General features: G+C 60.1%; 20 protein-coding genes. 9 read left to right on the top strand and 11 right to left on the bottom strand.

Translation table 11 applies throughout. From position 1 onward, the window contains the following. The first annotated feature begins 173 nt into the window (after positions 1-173). The 9 genes from RFER_RS03580 to RFER_RS03540 all read left to right on the top strand — a co-directional run bounded on the left by RFER_RS03580 (position 174) and on the right by RFER_RS03540 (position 10,291). A complete protein-coding gene (locus RFER_RS03580) occupies positions 174-1,130 on the top strand; it encodes a 23S rRNA (adenine(2030)-N(6))-methyltransferase RlmJ (protein WP_011463043.1) in 957 nt (318 codons plus the stop codon). A gap of 457 nt (positions 1,131-1,587) precedes the next feature. Next, positions 1,588-2,190 carry a hypothetical protein gene (locus RFER_RS03575; protein WP_244095792.1) on the top strand — a complete coding sequence of 201 codons (603 nt, stop codon included), beginning with the start codon at positions 1,588-1,590 and terminating at the stop codon, positions 2,188-2,190. After that, positions 2,183-3,004 carry a D-hexose-6-phosphate mutarotase gene (locus RFER_RS03570; RefSeq protein ID WP_011463041.1) on the top strand — a complete coding sequence of 274 codons (822 nt, stop codon included), beginning with the start codon at positions 2,183-2,185 and terminating at the stop codon, positions 3,002-3,004. Before RFER_RS03575 ends, RFER_RS03570 begins: the two co-directional genes overlap by 8 nt. A gap of 110 nt (positions 3,005-3,114) precedes the next feature. After that, on the top strand, positions 3,115-4,410 hold the full coding sequence (locus RFER_RS03565; protein ID WP_011463040.1) for an acetyl-CoA hydrolase/transferase family protein: 1,296 nt from the start codon (positions 3,115-3,117) through the stop codon (positions 4,408-4,410). A gap of 78 nt (positions 4,411-4,488) precedes the next feature. Then, a complete protein-coding gene (rfbB, locus tag RFER_RS03560) occupies positions 4,489-5,550 on the top strand; it encodes a dTDP-glucose 4,6-dehydratase (protein WP_011463039.1) in 1,062 nt (353 codons plus the stop codon). 104 nt (positions 5,551-5,654) lie between these two features. Next, positions 5,655-6,557: a dTDP-4-dehydrorhamnose reductase gene (gene rfbD / locus RFER_RS03555; protein ID WP_011463038.1), complete on the top strand. Its 903-nt coding sequence runs from the start codon at positions 5,655-5,657 to the stop codon at positions 6,555-6,557. A gap of 35 nt (positions 6,558-6,592) precedes the next feature. Next, on the top strand, positions 6,593-7,612 hold the full coding sequence (galE, locus tag RFER_RS03550; RefSeq protein ID WP_011463037.1) for a UDP-glucose 4-epimerase GalE: 1,020 nt from the start codon (positions 6,593-6,595) through the stop codon (positions 7,610-7,612). 25 nt (positions 7,613-7,637) lie between these two features. Beyond that, positions 7,638-8,768: a sugar phosphate nucleotidyltransferase gene (locus RFER_RS03545; RefSeq protein ID WP_011463036.1), complete on the top strand. Its 1,131-nt coding sequence runs from the start codon at positions 7,638-7,640 to the stop codon at positions 8,766-8,768. A 35-nt stretch (positions 8,769-8,803) separates the two neighbouring features. Beyond that, the gene (locus tag RFER_RS03540) at positions 8,804-10,291 is read left to right on the top strand and encodes a mannose-1-phosphate guanylyltransferase/mannose-6-phosphate isomerase (protein ID WP_011463035.1); all 1,488 of its coding nucleotides are present in this window, start codon (positions 8,804-8,806) and stop codon (positions 10,289-10,291) included. A gap of 27 nt (positions 10,292-10,318) precedes the next feature. Here the strand turns inward: RFER_RS03540 and RFER_RS03535 are convergent, their stop codons facing one another. The 11 genes from RFER_RS03535 to RFER_RS03485 form a co-directional block, all read right to left on the bottom strand. After that, positions 10,319-11,104 carry a S1 family peptidase gene (locus RFER_RS03535; protein WP_011463034.1) on the bottom strand — a complete coding sequence of 262 codons (786 nt, stop codon included), beginning with the start codon at positions 11,102-11,104 and terminating at the stop codon, positions 10,319-10,321. 75 nt (positions 11,105-11,179) lie between these two features. Further along, positions 11,180-12,298 (bottom strand): nucleotidyltransferase domain-containing protein, encoded by a 1,119-nt coding sequence (locus RFER_RS03530; protein ID WP_011463033.1) that lies wholly within the window; start codon positions 12,296-12,298, stop codon positions 11,180-11,182. Then, complete coding sequence (locus RFER_RS03525) at positions 12,295-13,212, bottom strand: HprK-related kinase A (protein ID WP_011463032.1); 918 nt, start codon at positions 13,210-13,212, stop codon at positions 12,295-12,297. The genes RFER_RS03530 and RFER_RS03525 overlap by 4 nt, the downstream gene beginning before the upstream one ends. Further along, the gene (locus RFER_RS03520) at positions 13,209-13,556 is read right to left on the bottom strand and encodes an HPr-rel-A system PqqD family peptide chaperone (RefSeq protein ID WP_011463031.1); all 348 of its coding nucleotides are present in this window, start codon (positions 13,554-13,556) and stop codon (positions 13,209-13,211) included. The genes RFER_RS03525 and RFER_RS03520 overlap by 4 nt, the downstream gene beginning before the upstream one ends. After that, complete coding sequence (locus tag RFER_RS03515; RefSeq protein WP_011463030.1) at positions 13,543-14,196, bottom strand: hypothetical protein; 654 nt, start codon at positions 14,194-14,196, stop codon at positions 13,543-13,545. The genes RFER_RS03520 and RFER_RS03515 overlap by 14 nt, the downstream gene beginning before the upstream one ends. Before the next feature lie 170 nt (positions 14,197-14,366). Further along, entirely contained in the window at positions 14,367-17,141 is a 2,775-nt protein-coding gene (prsT, locus tag RFER_RS03510) for an XrtA/PEP-CTERM system TPR-repeat protein PrsT (protein WP_011463029.1), read from the bottom strand. Between the two features lie 37 nt (positions 17,142-17,178). After that, positions 17,179-18,540 (bottom strand): PEP-CTERM-box response regulator transcription factor, encoded by a 1,362-nt coding sequence (gene prsR, locus RFER_RS03505; RefSeq protein WP_011463028.1) that lies wholly within the window; start codon positions 18,538-18,540, stop codon positions 17,179-17,181. Beyond that, positions 18,537-20,648 carry an XrtA/PEP-CTERM system histidine kinase PrsK gene (gene prsK, locus RFER_RS03500; RefSeq protein WP_011463027.1) on the bottom strand — a complete coding sequence of 704 codons (2,112 nt, stop codon included), beginning with the start codon at positions 20,646-20,648 and terminating at the stop codon, positions 18,537-18,539. The genes prsR and prsK overlap by 4 nt, the downstream gene beginning before the upstream one ends. 52 nt (positions 20,649-20,700) lie before the next feature. Next, a complete protein-coding gene (locus RFER_RS03495) occupies positions 20,701-22,083 on the bottom strand; it encodes a TIGR03013 family XrtA/PEP-CTERM system glycosyltransferase (protein ID WP_011463026.1) in 1,383 nt (460 codons plus the stop codon). 202 nt (positions 22,084-22,285) lie between these two features. Beyond that, positions 22,286-24,208 (bottom strand): O-antigen ligase family protein, encoded by a 1,923-nt coding sequence (locus RFER_RS03490; protein WP_049765605.1) that lies wholly within the window; start codon positions 24,206-24,208, stop codon positions 22,286-22,288. Between the two features lie 28 nt (positions 24,209-24,236). After that, positions 24,237-25,481, bottom strand: coding sequence for a pyridoxal-dependent decarboxylase, exosortase A system-associated (locus RFER_RS03485; protein ID WP_011463024.1), 1,245 nt, complete (start codon positions 25,479-25,481; stop codon positions 24,237-24,239). Positions 25,482-25,504 lie beyond the last annotated feature (23 nt).

Genomic DNA, 25,504 nt, shown 5'->3' with positions numbered 1-25,504 from the left:
AGGCACACATCTATGACAAGTTGAGGCCATAGCGACGGCGAACCAACCCTGCAAGCCCGCGAGCCTGGGCCAGAGAGCGGATACCTGGTCCGCCGGCCCTAACCACCGCCCATCCAATGGTAACGGCAGCCCAATGGCAGTAAGGCACTTCGCTGCCGGTTACCATTACCCCCATGTTTAGTTACCGCCACGCCTTTCATGCCGGCAACCATGCCGACGTCCTCAAACACACCGTGCTGTTGGCCGTCTTGCGACATTTGCTGCAAAAAGACACCGCGCTGACCGTGTTCGACACCCATGCCGGGGCCGGCTTGTACCGGCTCGATGGTGAGTACGCCGCCACCAGTGGTGAAGCGGGCCAGGGATTTTTGCGCCTGGTTTCCGCATTAAATGAGCCTGTAGCCCCCGCCAGTCAAACGCCAACAGCTATTAAAAAAGTAGTTAAGCAAAAGACGACAACTGAGACATTGGCCCCAGCCCTCAAAGACTACCTGGACCTGGTGGCCAGCTTCAACAACAAGGGCAGCCACAAGGTCTATCCCGGCTCGCCGTTCATCATTCAGCGCCTGCTGGGTGAGCGCGACAAGCTGAAGGTTTTCGAGATTCACCCCACCGACGCCAAGACACTGTCCGCCAACATTGCGCAACTCGAAGCCGGTCGCCAGGTGGCCGTGTTACGCGAGGATGGCTTTGAAGGCATCAAGAAATTTCTGCCGCCGCCAGCGCGACGGGCTCTCGTATTGAGTGACCCAAGCTATGAAATCAAAACCGACTACAGCCGCGTGGTCGCCATGGTGGCCGATGCCTTGACCCGCTTTGCCACCGGCACCTATGTCGTCTGGTACCCGATCATTCCCCGCCCCGAAGCGCACGATGTGCCGCGCAAGCTCAAGACGCTGGCCACCAAAGCCGGCAAGCCCTGGCTGAACGCAACGCTGACCGTCAAATCCAGCAAGCTGACATCCGATGAAGAGGGCGAAATCATCCGCCCGGGCCTGCCCGCCAGCGGCATGTTCGTCATCAACCCGCCCCACACCTTGAAGGCGACGTTGCAGCTGGCGCTACCGCAGTTGGTAGAGCTGCTTGGGCAAGACCAGCACGCCGCCTTCACAGTTGATTCAGGCGGGTGATGCAAGCCCGATTTTTGACCTGCATTTCTTTTGCCCAGCGCTACCAGGCGCGTTTGTCGGTCTGACCCCATCCCATCACCGCCTGCCAATACGGGCGAGTTGCCGCAACACACTTTCTGCGATCAGCCCTGGCAGCTTGTCCTATGTCTGTGACAGTGCTGTTTTGACGCGCCGCGTGGCAGGACTCGTCAGGCATTGAGGCCAACTCGGCCAGCTTCGCGCACTCGTGGCACCACGGGTGTCAAAAGAGGCCTCTCCATGCCTCGCCCTGACGGCATGAACCATTGCGAACAATCTGTTCCATGGCTTGGACTGCCGAAGCAGAACTTACACAAAACTCACATTCAAGGGAGTTTTACAGCGCTCTCATAGTCCGAACGGTCTATGGACCAGGGTAATCCCCAGTTCTACTATTGATGCGTCACTTGTCCCATATCAAACCTTTGAAAGAAATACCTTGAAAATCAAATCATTGGTTGCCACTGCAGTCATCGCATTGGCCGGCGTTACCAACAGCTTTGCTGCTACCACCTTGAATCCCAGCGCATCGTTTGCCAGCACCGTCGCGGGCAATTTCACGGACACTTGGACATTCAATATGGGCTCAGCTTCGACCGTCGCCGCCTCCCTCTCAAACGTGGCTGTCACACTGGGCTCATTGCCGACGCGGGATGCGGTGCTGCCCATGCTGGCATTGCTGTGCATGGCGCGCGAACGGGCTTGCAAGTTGTCGGCGCTGACACAGGATTTGCCGGCGCGCTACACCGCCAGCGACCGCCTGCAAGACTTCGCCACGCACAAGAGCCAGAGACTGATCCAGCAATTGCTGGCGGCGCCGGCTGCGTTGGCACTCACCCTGGCGCCGCAAGCTGGCGCTGTCATGCAGACAGACCAGACCGATGGCCTGCGCGTGACGTTTGAGTCGGGCGATATTGTGCATTTGCGCCCCTCCGGCAACGCACCTGAATTGCGCTGCTGCGTCGAGGCAGAGACCCCCGCGCGCGCCCAGTTGTTGTGCGATGCACAGGTTGTCACGGCGGCGGGCCAGCAAAATGGTTGACGCGCTTGAAACAGCGCCCCGGCTGGCGCACCAGGACTTGGGCGCACAGGTGTTGCAGGCCTGGCTTGACAACGCAGCGCGCGTTTTTTACCTGAGCCCCTTGTCGGTGAGCGTGCCCCGCCCCGGTTCAGCCGCCGCGCCCGCGCGCGGTGGCGTGCCGGTGCTGTTTCCGCAGTTCGCCGACCAGGGCGTATTACCCAAGCATGGTCTGGTGCGCACGGCTCACTGGCGTTTGCTGCAGGACACAGCCGCTCAGGGTGCGCGCCAGCTGCGCTATGAACTGGACATGAAGCCGCAGGATGACGCCAACTGGCCGCACGCCGCCAGGCTGAGTCTGCAGGTCAAGTCCAAGCTTGATGAACTGGTGTTCGTACTGCGGGTCAGCAACACCGGCGACCAGTCGTTCAACTGGACCGGCGGTCTGCATCCCTATTTTGCGGTGCGGGATGTGCTGACCAGCAGCGCCACAGGCCTGGCCGGGCTGGGGGTGCAAGACCGTTATGACACTGATCTGCGAAGCCAGCCGCCCGGCGACCTGTGTTGGACCACGCAGCCTTTTGAGCGGCTGTATGAGGCTTGCCCGCCGGTGACGCTGGACGCGGGCGGCTATTCACTGCGGCTGAGCGCCAGCGGCTTTGACCAATGGATGGTCTGGAATCCCGGCGAAGCCGGCGCCAGGGCACTGGCCGATTTGCCGGCTGGCGACTGGCGGCGCTTTGTGTGTGTGGAGCCGGTCTGCGTGACCAGGCCGGTGCTGCTGGCGCCGGGGGAAACGTTTGAGGGGCGCTTGTGGATTCAGGTTTGCAGGCACTGATGCCGGCTGCGATGTGCAGGCCGGCCCCAGGCCGCTCACCATACCTGGACTACCATTACGGGTTGCAAGCTGCACATCACCATACCAACCCACAGGGAAGATAACGCACCATGTCAATTCAGGCCCAGTACAAAAAAAAACGTGGCACCGCGCAAGATGCCATCGATCAGGTCAAAAACGGTGACTTCATCATCGTCCCCACCGGGGTTGGCGAGCCGCCCACGCTGCTGACCGAGCTCTCCGTGCAACGGCGCCGCTTCCAGGGCGTGAAGGTGGCGCAAATTCTGGCCGTGCGCAAGTTTGACTACATCGATCCGGAAACGGTGGAGCATGTGCGCCACGTGGCGTTTTTCTTTGGTGCTTCTACCCGCTCGGGTGGCCAGAGCGGCTGGATCGATTTCATTCCCAGCTATTTCTCGGAGATGCCGAGCCTGATCGAGCGCGGCCAGATTCCGGCCGACGTGGTGTTTTCCCTGGCGTCGCCGATGGACCAGCACGGCTATTTCTCGCTCAGCCTGGGCGCCGACTACACCATGGCCGCCGTGGCCAAGGCGCGCGCCGTGGTGCTGGAAGTCAACCCGAATGTGCCGTTTGCTTATGGCAATTGCCACGTGCATATTTCGCAAGTCGCGGCGCTGGTGGAAAGCAGCGAGCCAGTGATGGAAGTGGGCTTGCCAAAGATTGGCCCGGTGCAGGTCGCCATTGGCAAGTATGTGGCCGACATGATCGACGACGGCTCCACGCTGCAGATCGGCTACGGCGGCATTCCGGACGCGGTGGTGATGCAACTCACCCACAAGCATGACCTGGGCGTACACACCGAAATGATTGGCGACGGCATCCTGACGCTGGTTGAAAGCGGCGCCGTCACCAACCGCAAAAAAACCTATCTGCCGGGCAAAATGATCGCCACTTTTGCGCTCGGATCCAAAAAACTGTACCAGTTCATGGACCACAACCCGGCGCTGGAAATCCACCCGGTTGACTTCACCAATGATCCGTATCTGGCAGCCAAAAATGACAAGCTGATGGCCATCAATGCCACGCTGCAAATCGACCTGCTCGGCCAGTGCGGCTCGGAGAGTCTGGGTTCGGTGCCCTATTCCGGCACCGGTGGCCAGGCCGATTTTGTGCGCGCTGCCAACCGCTCGCGTGGCGGCAAGGCCTTCATCGTGCTGCCGTCCACGGCCCAGAACGACCGGATCACCCGCATCGTGCCCACGCTGGCACCCGGCACCCACATGAGCACCAGCAAGAACGACATCAACTACGTCGTCACCGAATTCGGTGTCGCCCAGCTGCGCGGAAAGTCGGCCAAACAGCGCGCGCAGGAAATGATCTCGATTGCCCATCCGGATTTCCGCGCCGAGCTGACCGCAGCGGCCCAGCAGATGCACATCCTGTAACGGCCCTCGGCCGGTCAGCATGGCTCGCAATGGCGATAATTGAAGCGGTTTTTTCAAGTTTTCAGGGGTACAGACAACATGACGATTCTTGTCACCGGCGGCGCCGGTTTCATTGGCAGCAACTTCGTGCTCGACTGGTTGGACAAATCCGACGAGCAGGTCATTAACCTCGACAAGCTCACCTACGCGGGCAATCTGCAAAACCTGGCCTCACTGGCGGGCGATGCGCGCCATGTGTTTGTGCAAGGCGACATTGGCGACACCGCGCTGGTGGCGGGCTTGCTGGCGCAGTACCAGCCGCGTGCGGTGGTGAACTTTGCCGCCGAGTCGCATGTGGATCGCTCCATCCTCGGGCCGGGTGAGTTCATCCAGACCAACATCGTGGGCACCTTCAACCTGTTGGAGGCGGTGCGGGCCTTCTGGAGCACGCTGGACGCTGCACCCAAGGCCGCCTTCCGGCTGCTGCACGTCTCCACCGATGAGGTCTATGGCTCGCTGTCCAAAACCGAACCCGCTTTTACCGAGACCCACCGCTACGAACCCAACAGCCCGTATTCAGCCTCCAAAGCGGCCAGCGACCACCTGGTGCGCGCCTACCACCACACCTACGGCCTGCCGGTGCTGACCACCAATTGCTCCAACAACTACGGACCGTTTCACTTCCCCGAGAAGTTGATCCCGCTGATGATCATCAACGCGCAGGCCGGCAAGCCGCTGCCGGTGTATGGCGACGGCCAGCAGATTCGCGACTGGCTGTATGTCAAGGACCATTGCAGCGCGATCCGCCGCGTGCTCGAAGCAGGCCGGGTGGGCGAGGTCTACAACGTTGGCGGCTGGAACGAAAAGCCCAACCTCGACATCGTGCACATCGTCTGCGCCCTGCTCGACGAACTCAAACCGCGTGCCGACGGCAAGCCTTATAAAGATCAAATTACCTATGTCACCGACCGCCCCGGTCACGACCGGCGCTACGCCATCAACGCCCGCAAGATCGAACAGGAACTGGGCTGGAAACCGGCCGAGACCTTCGAGAGCGGCATCCGCAAAACCGTGCAGTGGTACCTGGACCACCCCGATTGGGTCGCCAATGTGCAAAGCGGCGGCTACCGCGATTGGGTGGCCAAGCAGTATGGCCATTGATGCTTAATTGATTTGTATCTTTTAGGCCTCCAGCCCCCGTAACACTTCGTTATATTGCTACTAAATTTATAGTAAGCCAGGATTTCAATGCAAAGTTTTACGTCATGAAGATTCTCCTTTTTGGCCGTGGCGGCCAGGTCGGCTGGGAGCTGCAGCGCAGTCTGTCGGTGCTGGGCGAGTTGGTGGCGCTGGGCTCTGACGCATCCCACAACCCGGACGGCTTGTGCGGCGACTTCAGCCATCTGCCCGGGCTGGCCGAGACGATCCGCCGTGTCAAACCCGACGTGATCGTGAACGCCGCTGCGCACACCGCCGTGGACAAAGCCGAGGCCGAGCCCGAACGGGCCCGCGCCCTGAACGCGCTGGCCCCCGGCGTGCTGGCCGCCGAGGCGCAGAAGCTGGGCGCCTGGCTGCTGCATTATTCGACCGACTATGTGTTTGATGGCAGCGGCCAGCAAGCCTGGCGCGAGGGCGACGCCACCGGCCCCTTGAGCGTCTATGGCAAGACCAAGCTCGAAGGCGAACACCTTGTCAGCGCCTGTGCCAAGCATCTGATTTTCCGCACCAGCTGGGTCTACGCCGCCCGCGGTGGCAACTTTGCCAAGACCATGCTGCGCCTGGCCGGCGAGCGCGACACGCTGACCGTGATCGACGACCAGATCGGCGCGCCGACGTCGGCCGAACTGCTGGCCGACGTAACGGCGCATGCACTGGCCAAGGCCATGCGGGCGCCCGAGCTGGCCGGCCTGTACCACTGCGTAGCCGGCGGCGAGACCAGTTGGTACGGCTACGCCCGCTACGTGCTGGGTCAGGCGCAAGCGCTGGGCTGCCAACTCAAGGCCGGGCCGGATCAAGTGTTGCCCACCGCGACTGCCAGCTACCCGACCCCGGCGCGCCGACCATTGAATTCGCGCCTGGACACGCTCAAACTGCAGGCCGCTTTCGGGCTGGTCCTGCCCCCCTGGCAGCAAGGCGTGGCGCGCATGCTGGCGGAAACCCTGAACTGACCCTGCGGCGCAATGCACTCACGCCAAAACATCCCATGTCCATGATTTTTGTCACCGGCGGTGCCGGTTATATCGGCTCCCACACCTGCGTCGAGTTGCTCGATGCGGGCCATGACGTCACCGTGTTTGACAACTTCTGCAACAGCCAGCCCGAAGCGCTGGCGCGGGTGCAGCGCATTACCGGCCGCCAGCCCAAGCTGGTGCAGGGCGACATTCGTGACCGCGCCGCGCTGGTCGCGGCCTTGGCGCAGAGCGGCGCAAGCGCCGTGATCCATTTCGCCGGTCTCAAGGCCGTCGGCGAGTCGGTGCAGCAGCCGCTGGCCTATTACGACAACAACGTGGTCGGGACGCTGCGCCTGCTGGAAGCGATGCTTGAGTGTGGCGTCAAGACGCTGGTGTTCAGCTCATCAGCCACGGTTTATGGTGACCCGCAGCGCCTGCCATTGACCGAAGACCATCCGCTCTCAAGCACCAACCCGTATGGCCAGACCAAGCTGGTGATCGAAAACATGCTGCGCGACCTGTACCACAGCGACCCCAGCTGGCGCTTGAGCCTGCTGCGCTACTTCAACCCGGTCGGTGCGCACACCAGCGGCCTGATCGGTGAAGATCCGCAGGGCATGCCCAACAACCTGCTGCCGTTTGTGGCCCAGGTCGCTGTCGGGCGACGCGAGTTCCTGAACGTGTGGGGCGACGACTACGCCACGGCGGACGGCACCGGCGTGCGCGATTACATCCATGTGGTCGATCTGGCGCTGGGCCACCTCAAGGCGCTGGAGCGGCTGCAACAGCACACCGAGTGCCGGGCCATCAATCTCGGCACCGGTGTTGGCTTCAGCGTGCTGGACATGGTGCGCGCGTTTGAACTGGCCAGCGGCAAGCCCGTGCCCTACAAAATTGCGCCGCGCCGCGCCGGTGATATTGCGGCTTGTTACGCTGATCCGGGGCTGGCTCTGTCGCTGCTGGGCTGGCGCGCGCAGCGCGGGATCGATGCCATGTGTACCGACACCTGGCGCTGGCAAAGCAGCAACCCCAAGGGCTATGCGCAGGCCTGAATTGCAACCATTAAGGGAAAAAGATATGAAACCGAAAAAGAACAGGAAAAATATAACCAAAGGCATGATTCTGGCGGCCGGCCAAGGCACCCGCGTGCGCCCCCTGACCCTGGACCTGCCCAAGCCCATGGTGCCGATTCTGGGCAAACCGGTGATGGAGTACCTGATTGAGCATCTGGCCCGCCACGGCATCACCGAGATCATGGTCAACGTCGCCTGGAACCACCAGAAAATTGAAGAATATTTTGGTGATGGCAGTCGTTGGGGCGTGGAGATTGGCTATGCCTACGAGGGCGTGCGTGACCACGGCGACATCCTGCCCCGTCCCATGGGCTCAGCCGGCGGCATGCGGCGGATCCAGGACTTCGGCGGCTTTTTTGATCAGACCACGCTGGTGCTGTGCGCCGATGCCTTGATTGACCTCGACATCACGGCGGCCATTGCTGAACACAAGGCCAAAGGTGCCATCGCCAGCGTCGTCGCACTCGATGTACCGCTGGCCGAAGTGCAGGCGTACGGCATAGTGGTGGCAGGACCGGACGGGCGCATTGAAGCCTTTCAGGAAAAGCCCGCACCAGCCGAGGCCAAATCCACGCTGGCCAGCACCGGTATCTATATTTTTGAACCCGAGGTGCTCAAACTGGTGCCCCCCAACACGATTTATGACATCGGCTCGCAGTTGTTTCCGCAACTGGTGGAGCAGAAGCTGCCGTTTTATGTCCAGAACCGGCCCTTTAACTGGATCGACATTGGCCGGGTCAGTGACTACTGGTCGGTGTTGCAGCGCGTGCTGCGCGGTGAAGTGGAGCAGATGAAAATGCCCGGGCGCGAAGTCAAACCTGGCATCTGGGTCGGGCTCAACACCAATATTGCCTGGGACGAGGTCACGATTGAAGGCCCGGTCTATATCGGCGCCAGCGTGCGCATCGAGCCCGGCGTCACCATCACCGGGCCGGCCTGGATCGGCCACGGTTGCCACATTCGCACCGGCGCCAAGTTGGTGCGCAGCATCTTGTTTGAATACACCCGCATCGCGGCCGACATGCGCTTTACCGAAATGATTGTCTCGCCCGACTACTGCGTTGATCGCCACGGCGAGACCTTGTACCGCGGCGACGACACGTCACAGTTGCGCTGGGGTGATGCCCGCGCCTGATCGCCACCGCCCTGCAACCCAATTTTGACCTTGACATGACACCCACTCTATTGATCCAACCCGTTGTTCTCTCCGGTGGCTCGGGCACGCGCCTGTGGCCGCTGTCGCGCGAGAAATACCCCAAGCAGTTGCTGCCGCTGATGGGCACTGACTCGCTCTTGCAGGCCACCGTGCGCCGCGTCGAAGGCATTGCGAACCTTGATATGGCACCACCGATGGTGGTGTGCAACGAGGAATACCGCTTTGTCATTGCCGAGCAACTGCGCCTGCTCGGCAAGCCGGGCACTATCGTGCTCGAGCCTTGTGGACGAAATACGGCGCCAGCCCTTACCTTGTCTGCGTTAGCTGCTATTAAAAACGATGCAGACCCGGTCTTACTGGTGATGCCGGCCGACCACGTCATCACCGACATCGCCGCGTTTCAAAGCGTGGTCAGCCAGGGCGCGCGGCTCGCGTTTGATGGCGCGGTGGTCACCTTTGGCATCACGCCCGATGCGCCGGAGACCGGCTACGGCTACATCCAGTCCGGCGCCGCTTACGCCGGGCCATCAGGCACGCTAGAGGCCAACGCCCGCCTGATGGCCCGCTTTGTCGAGAAGCCCGACCTGGCCACCGCGCAAGGCTACCTGGCAGCGGGCTCCTACCTGTGGAACAGTGGCCTGTTCATGCTGCGCGCCTCGGTCTGGCTGTCCGCCATGAAAGCCTGCCGCCCCGACATTCTGGCGGCCTGCGAAAACGCGTGGCGGCAGGGCTCAACCGATGGCGAATTTGTGCGCGTCGGCAAGGAGGCTTTTGCCCAGTGCCCAAGCGACTCGATCGATTACGCGGTGATGGAGCGGATTGCGGCAGGCTCGGCCAAGTCTGACGTTGATGCGCCCGTGTTGCCGATCGGGGTCGTGCTTCCCTTGAGCGCCGGCTGGTCGGACGTCGGTGCCTGGGATGCCTTGTGGCAGGTGCTGCCCAAAGATGCTTCCGGCAACGTCAGCCAGGGCGATGTGCTGCTGCAGGATTGCGAGAACACACTGGCGCTGTCCGAGGGACGCCTGATCGCCTGCGTTGGCGTGAGCGATCTGGTGGTGGTGGAAACGGCCGATGCCATTCTGGTCGCGCACAAAGACAAGACGCAGGACGTGAAGAAAATCGTCGATCGCCTCAAGCAGCAGGGCCGCTCCGAGGGCATCATCCACCGCAAGGTATTTCGACCCTGGGGCTGGTACGACGGCGTCGATGCGGGGGATCGCTTTCAGGTCAAGCGCATTGTGGTCAAGCCGGGCGGCACGCTGTCATTGCAGATGCACCACCACCGCGCCGAACACTGGATTGTGGTCAGCGGCACGGCCAGGGTCACTTGCGGCGAAAAGGCATTTTTGTTGTCTGAAAACCAGTCCACCTTCATCCCGCTGGGTACCACGCACCGGCTGGAAAACCCCGGCCGGGTGGCGCTGGAGATGATTGAGGTGCAATCCGGCTCGTACCTGGGTGAAGACGATATCGTGCGCTTTGAGGATGTGTACGGCCGCTGAGAGCCCCTTCAGGAATGACCTGGGGACTCAGTTGTTCTGCCGGCGTTGCAGCAGAGGCAGAATATGGCTGGAAGGTATGGCGTAGCTGATACCCGACGGGTTCGTCAGTGCTGATTCCCGCGTGCCTTTGATGAACACCATGTTGATGATGCCAAGCACCTCACCGGTGTCCGGGTCAAATACGGGCCCGCCGCTGTTGCCGGGGTAAGCCGTGCCATCGAGCTGAAAAATATTGAAACTCGGGCCACCGCGCAAGCTGCGTATCACGTTTTCATTCAGTTGCCGCGCTGAAGCGGTGGGCAAAGCAGCCAGGGCGATGGAAGACACCATGCCGCGGTGCGTGACCGGTGAGAAACCCAGAGCCCCCCCAATCGGGAAGCCCGTGAAGGCAATCGCCTGCCCCTCCTGGACCGCGCCCGAGTCGCCCACCCGCAGCGCCGGTGCCGCCGGGCCCTCAAACCGCAACAAGACCAGGTCATGGATTCTGTCCACTTCAAGCACGGCAGCCGGGCGCATCTGCCAGTCTTTTTCACCGACCTTGACATGGACGACCAGCGCCGCCTCCACATCTTCTTTTCCCGGTTGCTGCAGCACATGGGCGTTGGTGATGGCCAGGTTGCTGCTGCCCAGGTTTCCATTGGCCACGACAAAACCGGTTCCGCGCAGGGAAAATCGCGGATTGTCGGTGTTCTTGTAGGTGCCCACAATGAGCACCGAGGGCTTGACTTTGGCGATCGCGCCGGGCATGTCGGCTTTGACCGGTCCGGCACAAAAAATGGCGGCAAGCACAACAAAAAATAGACTGGATCTCATCTTTCACCCTCCATGAATTCAATTCAAGGGACGCGATTTGCCCGCCACACTTATACCCATGAAGAGGGCAAACCATCAAGCTTTCAGGTCAACTTTGACAACCGGTTTCTCGTCGTCCTGCAATTTGGGGCGAATCAGCGCCTTGCGCCCCAGATGGTATGCCAGCAGATAAAAGGGCATCCGGATCCAGTGTGATCGAACATACAGTGCAAACCGTGCGACCCAAGTCGCGGGGGAATTGGTACTGACATGCACGGGTCGCAGCGCTCGCACATAGCAGGCATCCATCAATCCTGCGACCAACGCCGGGGGCTTGCCAATTTGGGCCGCTTCGAGGACATGCGGGGGCACCGGGGTATCCAGCATCAACGTGGTGTACCTCAGCGCGTAATAAAGAGGTCGTGTCAAACCCAGCGTCACTGCGCGCGGTACAAGCTGCTCCCAAAAACCAGGTGCGGCTCCCAACTGTCGAAGCAGGCTATCCAGGTCGAACAGGTCACGTAGTCCTTTTTCGAAGTCCCCCTCATGGAAAAGGTGAGTTGCGCTATGAAGCAGCATATCCACCGGCTGCAAGACGTACAGGTTTGTGTGGCCGTGCAGTGGCACCACGGCCGCCAGCAGCGCGGGTGTATTGATCTTGACTCGGGCGGTTTCGGGCAGGATGGTGTGATGCACGTCAAGGGTGGTCCCGCGGCGCACGTGGCGCAGCGGGGGAATTTCATGCATCCACCGACGGTAATAGCGCTGGTCATACGCATCGTGGTGCCCGCCCTGCCAGCCATGCAGCATCAACTCGCTCTCGACATGAAGCAATTGCGCCTTCGGTACAAGGATGTCAATATCGGAGAAACTTCGCCCGTTCGCGGCCGCAAGCTTGGCCATGGCGTAGGCCGCACCTTTGAGCAGCGTCACCCGAACGCCGGCATCGGCGAGCTCTTTGCAAATACAGGCGACCTCCCAACGCAGGGATCTATCTTGCCTGCTCGCCAGTTTCAATGCAGAAGTCAGATGCAGGCGTGGTGCCATTGGCACTGTTTTCAGCAAGCCAGCGCGCTCCAGCGTATGCGCCAGACGAGCCAGCAGTTTCGTGCGGCGCGCTTGTCGAATGAGCAGATCCCATTGCTGACCTGAGAACCGGGTCATCGCCGCCGGCGTGAGCAAGGCGGTCACAATCAAATCACGCGGCGGTATCATCCAACCTGCCCCTGCAGCAAATTGTCAAAAACCCGCTGGGCGTCATCGAGGCTGCTGTAGGTGAATTGATAACACCGGGTCCTGCCGACCAGGGCTGTTATTGCGTCAAAACCACTTTGCCCCTGAATGTCATAGTTAAAAGATTGCTCGGCAAGCAACATGAAGGTGCGTGCCCGGCTGTGAGGGGCCAGGATAGGCGGCGAGCCAGGCACGTAGTTGGGCAGGACGATCCATGTAACTTGCACCGGCTCTTTGACCCGCATCACGCTGGACACAGACGGACGCAGCAAGGCAATCGTTCCTTTGGTGGTGTCTGGAACGGGCGCCGTCATGACGGCATCGGGAGCCAGATGCTGGATGATGTCGATCGATTTATTTTTCAGGCTGATGGGGCGCGCCATACCGTAAATCAAGCCAGTTTGCAGCTCATACAGCGCCAGCTCATCTGAAAGCAGGCGCCACCCCTTCATGACCAAGCCAGCGCACAGCGTGCTTTTGCCCGACCCCGGTGGCGCTGGCAACACCACCGCCTTGCCGTCTTTCTCAATGACCGCGGCATGGATGACCAGATACTGGTGGCTGTGCGCTGCGACGCACCAGTTCAGCCCCCACTCCAGCATGGCAAACGCCTGCGCGACCGGCAGGCCGGTAAAAGAAGGTTGCCCATCGAAAGAAAACCGCGCCTGGGGCTTGAACCAGCGTCGAACACCCGAGTCGCGCCAGACTTGAACATGGAAATCAGCAAACCCATCTGGCGGGCAGATGGCAAAGTCTGCGTACATGAGGGCGATGTCCTGGGCCAGGGAAGGCACATCGCTCGCCACCCGCGCCACAAAGGGTGTCAGGCGCAACAACAGGTCGCCACAACGCAACAGGCGAGCCAACTCTGCCAAAGGAACTTCAGAGATTTTCAAACAGGGGTGTCGGTAACGAGTCCAAGATCGCGCAACTGTAGCAAAGTTGCTGAAATGAACTGCGGCAATTTATCCTGATCGTCTGCCGAGAAGAGCTCAGCCAACTCTTGTGCAATCGCTTCTGAAGAAGCGGGATATTTTTCAATCACCCGGAGAATTTCAATGGCCGAAGACTCAATCAAATGCGTGTCGCCAGTCACCTTGTCGTAGACCACCGCCAGATCATCATCGTCCCATGATGCGAAGCTCAACCTGGCGGGTGAAACTGTCGACCACAAAGCCAAGTCGGTGCGTTCAATGAAAGGATGGGCCAAGGTGCTGCCCAGTCCGTCACGCTTGGACAATGTAGTTATTCTCCAAGTATGTTCGAATTTGAAACACTGTCCACGGGTTGCCTACTGGATACGTTCCAGCCACGATCGCCTGCCAATTGGCATCGGTCACGCACGCGGTGGGCGGCTTGGCCCCAACCGCGTAGTTCAGTTGGGCGACCAGGAAGTAACCCTTGTCATCGTTCGTCAGGTGGCCCATGACCAGGTCCGACGGGGCAAACCCCAAAGATGACGGATTCCAAAAATAGGGCGTATAGACGGTGCCAAGTTTTGTAGACAGATCTGAGAAGGTGAGCGCATTCGCGGCCGGGCTGCTTCCAAAAACGCTCGTAAACGCCGTCCATGCCGCATTCGTGCTGTCAGTCGAATTCCAGGCCGATATTGTGTAGCCCGTTGTAACCTCAACGGCGTGGCTAGCGTGCCTGGCCGCTTCGCTCGCACTGTTGCTGATTTGCGCTGAGCCCCAAGCAGACGTAGAAATGCATTGCCCAGCAAGCGCTGACTGGCTGCTTAAGGTGGCCAGCACCGGCACGGCTGAAGCCCCCAGTTTGATGAGCCGACGCCGGGACGGCGATGCAAGCGGACGCGTCTCCCCTTCGGCGCCTGCAGCCACTTTGCCCCCCATGTCTGTCTGCTTGTTGATTTGATTCATAAACTAGCCTCACTCGTAACATACCTCACCGGCCGGTTTCAATTCCAATAGCTTCCACTCGCCCTGGATAATGCAAATTTCATGCCGTACGAATTAGATCGTTGATTTAATTCGATATTTAGCTTCAAAAACGAACATTGGATTCATCAGTGTAAAAACAATCGACAGCACTACAAACCTGTCAGGAGGGTTGCAACCTCACTCTGCGCCGGGAACTTGTCGCCCAGTTGAGTCAAGCCATCGAGTTCTTTCCTGGCCAGATCTTTTTTTCCGCCTTTGATATGAATTTTCGCCAGATTGAGTTTGAACAAGGCGTTCTGCGGCTGCAGCGCCAGGGCCTTGTTCTGAAGCGCGACCGCTTTGGCGTACTCACCTTTGTCTGACAGCAAGACCGCCAGCGTGTCCATGAAAGCGGGCTGGTTGGGTGCCAGGGCATTGGCCTTCTCGGCAAAGCCCACGGCGCCCTCCTTGTTGAGTTTTCCGCTCACCCAGGCCAGGTTGTTGTAGGCCAGTGCGCTATTGGGCTGCAGCTTGACCACTGCCGCATAATTCTTCTCGGCGCTTGCATAGTCCTTGCGTGCCAGCGCCGCATCACCCAGATGAAGCAAAAAGGCGCCATCTTTCGGCTGCTCTTTCTGCCAACTGCTGGAAAATTTGTCAGCCTCCGCACCTTGACCCGCCGCCACCAGAGCCGCGTGCAGCTTGATCGCCAGCTCCGGCGCCTTGACGTGTTTGAGCCCGCCACGATAGACCGTGATGGCGCGGTCCCAACTCTTCTGCGAGGCATGGATGTCCCCCTCCAGGGCGTAGCCCGCCGCCTCTTCGGGGCGTTGCTGCTGCACCGAGCGCGCCATGGTCAGTGCATCCTCAGGCTTCTTGCTGTCCAGCGCCAGCGCAATCAAGGCCCGCTGCGCCTCCAGCAGATCGGGCTTGATCTCGAGGGCCCGGCGCAGGCTGGCAAGCGCCGCCTCTGTGTTTTTACCCGCCAGGTGCACCTCCGCCAGGCGCATATGAGGCAGCACCGACAGCGGCTGCAGGGCAGCCAGCTTGGTGTAGCTGGCAATGGCCTGGTTGGGCTCGCCTGCAGCCTGTTGTGTGCGACCGAGTGCATCGAGCAGCTCAGGGCTGTCTGGCACGGTGGCCACGCCGTCCTGGGCCGCCGAAACAGCCGCCTTGAAATCGCGCTGGCGCAGATCAAAATCGATCAGCAACAAACGTGACTTCACGTCCGTGGGGTTAGCGGCCACCGCACTGCCAATCAGCTTGGCGACTTCATCTTTGGAGGCCCCCGCCCGGGACGCGAGTTCGGCCAGCGCCAACCAGGCCTGGCCGTTTTTGGGGTCCTTGTCCAGCACCGCCTCAAAGCGCTTTTTTGCCGCCTCAGGCTTCTTGTCAGCCAAATCGATCGCGGCCAGACTGACCACGGCCGGAAAATAGTGGGGGTCAATCACCAAAGCACGCTCAAAACTCTTTCTTGCACCGCTCACATCATTTTTGGCCAACAGTGTTCTGGCCCGCAGCTGCGCCGCAAACGGCTTGTCCGGCTGCTTTTTCTCCAGCCCGTCGATCGCTTTCAAGGCCTGGTCAAATTCCTGTCGTTTCAAGTGCACGCTGATCAGGGCCAGGTCGGCGCTGGTACCGGTGTCTGACGCGGCGATGGTCTGCAACTCATCAAAAGCACCGTCTGTCGCGCCGCTCACCAAACGGGTGAGCGCCAGCGACGTCCGTTTTCTGCCGTCCTGGGGCGACTGCTGGGCCGCCTTGGCAAAATAGTCTTCCGCCTTTTTCAGGTCCCCATTGAGCAGATAGACCTCGCCCGCCACGGAAAGCAAATTGGGATCAACGTGTTCCTGGCTCAGACCTGGCAACAAGGCGTTCAGGGCCTGGGCCGCTTGCCCGGCGCGCATATAGCTGATGACCAGCGCCCGGCGCGCCAGCCATGACTCGGGAGCGCCCTGCACCGCCCGACTCAAATAGTCCTGCGCCGCCGGCAAGGCATTGAGTTGCAGTTCGACCAGGCCCGCCAGCTGCAAGCCCTGAGCACTCTTGGGAACCAGCTGTAAAACCTGCTGCAGGAGTTGCCGGGCCAATTTGAAATCTTTCTTTTGATAGGCCCACTGCGCTTCCAGAAATTGGGTTTGCGGATGCCGGGCCGCTGTTTTTTTCAAGTGTTCAATTTGTTGTTGGGTCTCGACAAGCTTGCCTTGCTGCAGCAACAGCGTGATCACAGACACCTGAGCGGGCATGAAATCGGGTTTGATCTCAAGCGCTTTGCGGTAAGCGGCCAAGGCCTCGTCAGGCTGATTTTTGACATGCAGCAGCAAGTCGCCTTTGAATACCCAGGCCTCCGTGCTGCGAGGCGACTTGGCAAGCACCTCCTCGGTTAAGGCAAGCGCCTGGTCAAACTCGCGCTGCCCCGCCTTTTGCCGGGCTTGCACCAGCAAAGCCGGCGCAAAACCCGGGTCCGCCAGCAGGGCGGCCTGCAGGCTCGCCTGGGCCTGCTCGCGCTCTCCCTGCATCGCATAGGCCGAAGTGAGCGAAATCTGTAGACTGGCCTTGGCCGACGCTGCGCCGAGCTCTGTCTTGGCGAACTCCTCAGTCACTTTGCGAGCCTTCCCTTGCGCCAGCAGAGCCTTGGCCAGTTGCGGCACCACCGCATCTTGCGGATGCTTCAGGTCGAGCGCTTTGCGCAGTTCCAGTTCGGCGCCAGCCGGGTCTCCCGTGTCGAGCAGTGCGCTACCCAACAAGTAGCGCGCCTCAGGCAAGTCGGGGTTGCTCTGCAGCGCATTCTTGATCTGAATGACCGCCGCCTTGTTGTCATTCTTGGCCATGTAGTCTTTGGCCGAGCTGAGCATGGCCTCCGGCTTGTCGTTGCAAGCTGCCAGCAACATCGACACCAGCAGCGCCGACAACGCGATCCGAGGCTGTATTTTCTTGACGTTCATTTTGTCACCCTGATAAGGCAGTGGAAGAAGAAAAAACTCATTTCAACGCAAGTCGGTGCATCAAGTCATACAACGTGGGGCGACTCACCCCAAGCAAATCAGCTGCCCTGACCATGTTGCCGTTGACGCGACCCAGCGCCGCCACAATCGCCCGCTTCTCGGCGTCGTCACGGATCACACGCAAATCCAGGGAGGTGTCGGTTTCATCGTTCTGGAGACTTTTCAGACCCAGGTCGTCGCAGCCGATTTGGCTGCCATCGGCCATGATGGCGGCGCGTCTGATGCAATTCTCAAGCTCACGGATGTTGCCCGGCCACAGATGGTTTTCAACTGCCTGCACCGCGTCTTCGGTCAGCGTCATGGCAGAGCGGTTCTGCTCTTGGGCAAAGCGTCGCACAAAAGCGTGTGCCAGCAAGGCGGCGTCGCCCACACGCTCGCGCAGGGGCGGAATGTTGACCACAATCTCAGCCAGGCGGTAATACAAGTCCTCGCGAAACCGTCCGTCCTTGCTCAACGCAGCCAGGTCCTGATGGGTCGCACAGACAATGCGTACATCAACCGCTATTTCCTGCCGGCCGCCGACGCGTTCGATCACTCTTTCCTGCAAAAATCGCAGCAGCTTGGCCTGCAATGACAGCGGCAAATCGCCTATCTCATCGAGCATCAAGGTACCGCCGTGGGCCATTTCGATCTTGCCCAAAGTCATCTTGGCGGCACCTGTGAACGCACCTTTTTCATAGCCAAACAATTCGCTTTCCAGCAGGTTCTCGGGAATGGCGGCACAGTTGATGGCCACAAATTTCTCCGCCCGCCGGGGTGACGCCTGGTGCAAGCCGCGCGCCAGCACCTCTTTGCCTGTGCCACTTTCACCCAGCAACATGACAGTGGCATTGCTGCTTGCCACTTTCTCAATCGTGCGGCAGATGCGCAGCATTTCGGGGTCACGCGTGATCAGGCCTGCCATGGCATCGGGTTGCTGCAGCGCCTGCAGCCGCCGGTTTTCCCTTTGCAGCTCAAACATCCTGAAAGCGCGCTCCACCGTCAAGTTGAGCAGCTCGGGCTCGAACGGTTTGGCGAAAAAATCATAGGCGCCCATGGCCACCGCACGCAGGGCATTGGCCTGATCGTTCTGTCCGGTCAGGACAATCACCTTGATATCGGGATCAAACGCCATCACCTGCTCCAGCAACTTGAGCCCTTCGGACACCGAGTCGGCATCGGGCGGCAGCCCCAGGTCCATCGTGACCACCGCCGGCAAGCATTTGCGCAATTGCAGCAAGGCGCTACTGCGATCATGGGCAGTCACTGATTCAAAGCGGTCGAGCGACCACTTGATTTGTTTTTGCAGTGCCAGATCGTCCTCGACGATCAACAACGAGCGTACGGTCTCCGGCGTCATGCAGCCTCCAGCGCGTGCAAGTCGGAGGTCATTTGCGCCTCAAACAGGGGTAAGAGCATCTTGACCGTCGTTCCTTGATTGGGCGAGCTGTCGACCTCGATCTGGCCGCCCAGCTCTTTGACATACTGAAAACTTTCATAGGCACCAATGCCCATGCCGGAGGCCTTGGTACTCTGAAACGGCTTGAACAGTCGCTCCCGGATGAAGTCCTGCGACATGCCCTGCCCGGTATCACCCACCACAATCCTGGCCTGACCGCGCGCGCGATCCAGATTGACCCAGACCCGCCCGGACGGGTCGGTGGCATCAAATGCGTTCTGCACCACATGGCCGATGATCCGCTCCAGGCGCTCCTCATGACCGCGTGTCACGACGGGCTCTGACAGATTGACCTCCAGCGTTCTACCCTGCCCGGCCGCCTGCGCCTCAATGCGCTGAATGATGCCACCCAGGTTGACCCCGAATGCCGTCCCTGGCGGCGTCGCGCCTTCGCGCAACTGCAGCATCAACTGGCGCATTCGGTCAAGTGAGTTTTCAACGGTCAACAGCATATCTTGCTGAAATTCCGGGTTATCGCCCAGGCGCTTGGCGTTTTTGAGCATCAGAGAAAGCTGCGTGACAATGTTTTTCAAATCATGCACCACAAAGGCCGACATGCGATTAAACGCATCAAACTTGCGCACTTCCAGCAGGGCTTCCGTCGCCTGCATCTGGGCCAGAAAGCTGGCCGCCTGCTGACCCGCTGTTTTCAGCAGATCAATCACCTCCCAATTCACATCGACCCGCGTGCGCGCGCTGGCCAGCACGACAAAACCGATCAACTCCGGTCCGACCATCAGCGGCACCACCAGCCAAGCCTGCGCCAAGTCCTGCAGCCAGCGCGGCAATTTCAGCGCGCCGTAGCGCCGGGAGTAGGAACGGTATTCCTCCAGATTCACCACCCAGCCACTGCTCGTCAAGAACTGACAAAGGGGCGAGTTAATGTCTTCTTTCTCCAGCGTCTGCGCCAGATTCCAGCGCGCCGTCTGGCTGAAAGCAGCTTCGCCCTTGACCCTCATCCACAAACCGCCGGCTGGACTCTCCAGCATGTCTGCCAAACCCCGGATCACCTGCTGCCCCATCTCCTGCGGCGAGTCTTTGGCCGCCAGGGTACGGGTAAATTTGAGCCATTCCTCGCGGTAGTCAAAACGGTAACGAAAGAAATGTTTGCCCAGAAATACCCGAAGCCGCGCACGCACCGAGCCCGACAGCACCAGCACAAGAAGGAGCACCAAGGCCGTAAATATCAATGCCAACTGGAGCGCCCGCCCCCACTCGCCACCAAAGTAGCGCACGTAGTAGCCGACACTGGATATAAACAGCAAATAGATTCCGGCCATCAGCAACGTGGCCGAATGGAAAGCGGCCTTGGGTGACAGGCGGATACTTGCGATCCAATCGCTTCGCCGCGTGGTGGACAGCAACAGCAGCGGCACCACCAGCGTGTGCACGGCGCCACGGATGCTGAGCGCATCGGCGTCGAGACGGTTGAACAAAGTGGCCTCTGAAAATAAATACAAGTCGAATAAGAATGCACCCGCCAAACCCAGGCACAAGGGCTTGATGTTCCAGCGTGCCTCTTCCGCCACGTTTCTAAATATCTGCTCCAACAAAATCATGGCCAATACGGACGACACCATGGAGCTCAACAAGATCAATTTTGAAGCGTCGCCCAGCGCGTTGATACGCATGGCAGCGAAAGCGAGTGCCAACAGTCCAAAGCCCACCACGACTGCGGCCAGCGGGACCATCCAGGCCGTGCCAATCGCGGCGCCGGATGCTCGACTGGGTTGCAGCAGAATCAGGAAAAAGGCGTACCAACAGGCATAGCGCAGCAGGTCAGCCAAGGTGCTCAACAGCAAAAACGCGGGCGAGCCGGTCAATAGCAGCGCCAACCCAAACCAACCCCACAAAGCGCTCCATGAAACGGCCGCCAGCACTGCCACTTCGGACCACTCGCGCCTGGAGTGCCCGTAACCGAGCTGAAGCAGCCGAAGGGCAAAAGCCGAATAGGCAAAACCCACCGCGCCATAGCTCCACGTCGTCAGTACAAGATTGGCTCTGTCCATGGCTCAACCCCTGCCGCATGACAGCGGCCCCGTCGCACAAGCAAGAAGCATGTTACTGCGCACCCTTGCCCATCAGGACGACGCCCACCGTCTCAAACAGCACGACCAGATCAAGAAACAAGGAATGATTTTTGACGTAGTAAAGGTCGTACTGCAATTTTTCCGCCGCGTCTTCGACCGAGGCCCCATAGTGGTAACGCACCTGCGCCCATCCGGTGACCCCCGGCTTCACACTTTGGCGCACCGCGTAGTACGGCAGTTCTTGTGTCAGCTTGTCCACAAAATAAGGTCGCTCCGGGCGCGGCCCGACCAGACTCATGTTCCCACTGAGGACGCTGAACAATTGCGGCAGTTCATCAATACGCAGCTTGCGGATAAAACGACCGACCCGTGTCACCCGGTCGTCGGCCGCCTGGGCCCAGCGCGGCTTGCCATCTGGCTCGGCGTCCAGGCGCATGCTGCGAAACTTGATCACATTGAAGAGGCGCCCGTTCAAGCCGACGCGTTCCTGCCGATACAAAACGGGCCCGCCACTCTCCAGCAAGATAAAGGCGCCTGTCAGCAACATCACAGGCGAAGCCAACACAATCAAAAGCGTCGCACACAGCAGATCAAAAATTCGCTTGACCACAGTGCGCACCAAGCCTTGTCTGAATCCGTCACCAAAAATGAGCCACCCCGCGGACACTGAGTCACGACGAATCTGGCCAAAAGTCTTTTCAAAGTGGGTGGCAATGTCAACCACGCGCACACCGTGCAACTTGCAGTCCAGCAACTCGCGCAAGGGCATGCTGCCGCCACGGCGCTCACTCAAAGCCACCACAATCTCATCGACCCGCTCGTCGATCACAATGTCCGTGAGTGATTTTTGAGGCGACAGCAAGGCCCAGGCGGAGATCTCAGCCACTGCTTCATTGGGGCTGGCGTAATAGCCGACCAGATCAACACTGGGATCCGACTTTTTCAGGGTGCGGCCCACCAGCTTGGCCCTCTCCCCCGAGCCAAAGACCAACACACGCTGGCGCATCATGGCGCGGGGCGTGGCGTGCGCCATGTAGATGCGGTGTATCAGCAGCAGGGCCACAGCGGCGATCAGCGCCAGCAAGAATGTTTTTTCATCTTGTGGGGTGAGCGGTGACAGACGGAAAATGATGTAGGCCAGCGACAACGAAAGACACAAAGACAGAACGGCGCGAGCGCGCGTCTGCCCCAAAGTGCGGTTGTGTACCCGCTGATAGAAGCCCAGACCCATATTGATCACCAAAATACCGATGGCCGACAAGACAGTAACCGCCAGTACCACTGAGGAAACTGACGCTGGATTCTCCGTCCGCCACAGAACCGCCACCGCCACAGTCACGACCAGCAGCCCCAAATCAAAGCACATTTGCAGAAATGTACGTCTGTGAAAATAGTGATCGAATATTTTTATCATGTTCAAGCTCCACAGTCCCTTGCTCTGAATTGAGTCTGCCCTGCAAAGCCCAGAAGCGTTTGATTTTTCGCAACCGACCAAGAGAAACATGGTCCTGACTTGGATCAAGTTTTCGTCTTTACAACTTTGATCACCTGCAAGCTCGGGGAATACCATGGACATCGGCGATCCAGCCGAGAAATGAAGCCGTCGGGGTTGGCCGTTAGTCAACTTCCCTGGCGGCTTGAGCTGAGACAAGCGCAAGAAGGCAAAACAGGAATGCGACTCTGGGCACGTCCATCAGGCTGCTGACTAGGCCCACCAGCAGTGCCCCACACAATGACGCCGCCAGATAGGGGGCCAACGCGCTGGCCCGGGCGCGCCCGAAGACCAGATGCCAAAGGGCATATGCCATCAAAGCGGCAAAAAGCAGCAAACCCACAAGCCCGCGCTCGATCAGCAGTTCCAGAAACAGGTTGTCGATGTGCCAGGGCACAAAGTAGGACTGTGCTAGCGGGAACCAGTGCGCCATGCCGCCGGAGAAGTCGCCATTTTCAAGTGGCTGCGCCGGATACGCCCCCATCAGGCTCACATTGTCAAAATCGGCAGCCCCACCCGCGTTCACAACCGACAAGGACAACATGGACAAACGGGGTGCATACCAGGGCCCGCCCGCCAAGGTCTGCCCTTTGAGTGGCAGCACCATGTTTTGCCAGTCATTTTTGCCTGGTAAAACCCGAATAGACGCCAGCTGACAAGGTCCGTCATAGAGCAGATGCCGTTCACACAACTCCACGTAAACGTCGGCTGTGTGCTGAACCCGAACATCCAGACTGACGCGATGGCCTGCTTGGGACACGTTGACCACACGCTGCGTCAAAGCATACTGGCCGCCCAATCTTTTCAAAGTAGGGGGACCGCGCACCGTCACAAAAGCGTTGGCTGCCTGGCCCGGCTTTTGCTCCTCTCGCCACTTCACCTCACCCGAGAACTCGCCTTGAGGCACATGAGCCGCATAGTCTGCTGGCAAACGTCCAAGTCCCTTGCCCAGCAGCCAGTCGGTCGGGCCATCCAGCAAATCAAGGCCACGGCGCCAATGTTCAACACGGCTACCGAAGTCCCGATCCGCGCTGGCCAGGCGATCCATCATGAATGAACCGGCCCCCAGTACCGCCGCCACCTCTGCAGCCAAAGCCAACATCAGCGCCAGACTGGCCCTCGCCCGCCAGCCCTCGGGCCGGTAGCGTCGCCACACGGGGCCAAAAAAGTCCCGCGCATTGAAGTTGGTCTTCTGCGCCCGCAGCAACAAGCCCAGCAACAGCAATGGGCCCGCAACAGCCAGGTAGACGCCGCGGGAAAATGTGGTCAGGCAAGCATAGGCCGTCAGCAAGGTGAGCACGGCAGCTGCGACCCAAAACAGGGGACGCCGGGCAGCGAGCAAGGCCCACACAAGAAACGGCGTCGCCAACGCCAGGTAACCGTCTATCGCAGCGCCGCCTACATGCATTTCCCAAAACAGGGCAACGGTGCGATAGGGCACTGAAAAATCCAGCCAGCCGGGAAACGCTGCACGCTCCCACAGTACTGCCAGTGTGACCACCGTCAACCCCGCCACCATGCCGCCCGCGAACCGCTGACGGGCCAGTTGTCCTGACTGCTTGAGTTCACGCTGCAGCAGGGGAACAAAAAGCAACGCAAAACCCAGGCTCTTGAACACGCGCAAGCTGTTCAGCGCATCGGTGTACCCGGCGAACCAGTCAAAGGCAAAACCACCGGCATCGACGAAGCCGCGCAGCAAGGCCAGCAGACCGGCGAGACCGAACAGACCCAGCAGGGCCGTCGACCGCCACGTCGAAAAAGGCATTTTTGTCTCGCGGCCCCGCGGCGGCGACCAGGCTAGAGGCCCATAAGCGCCCGCCAGGGCGCCCAGCAGCAGGATGTCGAATTCCTCAAAAACAAGCCAGCCGGTCCAGCTTGAAAAATTCAGCAGCGGCAGCAAGGCGGGCACCACAAAAAGCCATAGGCCCGGCCGCCACGCCGCGATCAAACACCAGAGAGAAAAGACGGTCAACACCGCCATCGGCCACAAAGGGTGGTGCCAAGCCAGCGCCGCCCCGGCACACAAGCTGCCCAAAGCAACGAGCAACCGGAGGGGATGCTTCAGGGGGCTGCCCCTAAACAAGAACTTCAAGACAAGCGGGATGCCCCAAAAAGCCTTGCGGGCTGGCGCTGGCGCCATAAGCGCCCGACTGGAATACCACCACCAGATCATCGACCTGTGCCACCGGCAAAGCCATGCGCTCGGCCAGCAGGTCCAGCGGCGTGCACAAAGGTCCGACCACCGACACTGTTTCTGTCTCCCGCGAGTCGGCCTTGTTGCCAATCGTCACCGGGTAGTTTTTGCGTATCACCTGGCCAAAGTTGCCGGACGCGGACAAATGATGATGCAGCCCGCCGTCCGCCACCAGATACACCTGCCCGCGCGACACCTTGCGATCCACAATGCGGGCCACGTAAACCCCGGCTTCGCCCACCAGGTAGCGACCCAGTTCAATCACCAGGGCAGCGTCGGGCAACTCGGTCTGCGCCCGCTGGACCAGTTGGGCCAGGTTGTCGCCAATAGGGGCCAGATCAAGCCGTTGCTCACCCGGAAAGTAGGGAATACCAAAGCCGCCACCCAGATTCAGAAAGCGCACCGGCGCCGGCGCATGCTGTGCCAGCCGCAGCGCCAGCTCGTAAGACTTTTGCTGCGCTTCGCAAATCGACTCCGAACGCAAATTCTGCGAACCGGCAAACAAATGAAAACCTTCAAAGGACAGACCGGCACGGCCGATGCAGCCCAGCAGCTCGGGAATCTGCTCCACATCCACACCAAACTGCTTGGGGCCACCGCCCATTTTCATGCCTGAACCCTTGAGTTCAAAGTCGGGGTTGACCCGCACCGCCACGCGCGCGCTCAAGCCCAATTCGCCGCAAATGGCCTCCAGCGCCGCCACTTCGCGAAACGATTCAAGGTTGATCAGCACGCGCGACGCCACCGCCTGGCGCAACTCGGCATCGCGCTTGCCCGGTCCGGCAAAGCTGATTTCCAGCGGGTTGGCGCCGGCATCCAATGCCACTTTAAGCTCGCCCGCAGAAGCCACGTCAATACCGTCCACCAAACCGACCATCAAACCCACCACCGCAGGCATGGGGTTGGCCTTCATCGCGTAGTGCAGCTTGACTGTCCTGGGCAGCACGCCGCGCAGCGCTGCCACCCGGGCGCGCAACAACAAACGGTCATAGGCATAAAAAGGCGTTTGCCCCACCCGCGCGGCAAGCAATGACAAACGCTCGCCACCCACGGTCAATTCGCCCTCGCGCACGGAGAACTGGTTCATGGGGGCATGCACGGGCAGTTGGCGTTCAGTGAGAGTCATAAATTGGGTTCCGCTTTCAATTT

Origin of the sequence: Rhodoferax ferrireducens T118 (genome assembly GCF_000013605.1) — a bacterium.
GTDB lineage: Bacteria > Pseudomonadota > Gammaproteobacteria > Burkholderiales > Burkholderiaceae_C > Rhodoferax > Rhodoferax ferrireducens.
Note: the sequence above shows the minus strand (reverse complement) of the source record. Positions and strands in the feature narration are given on the sequence as shown.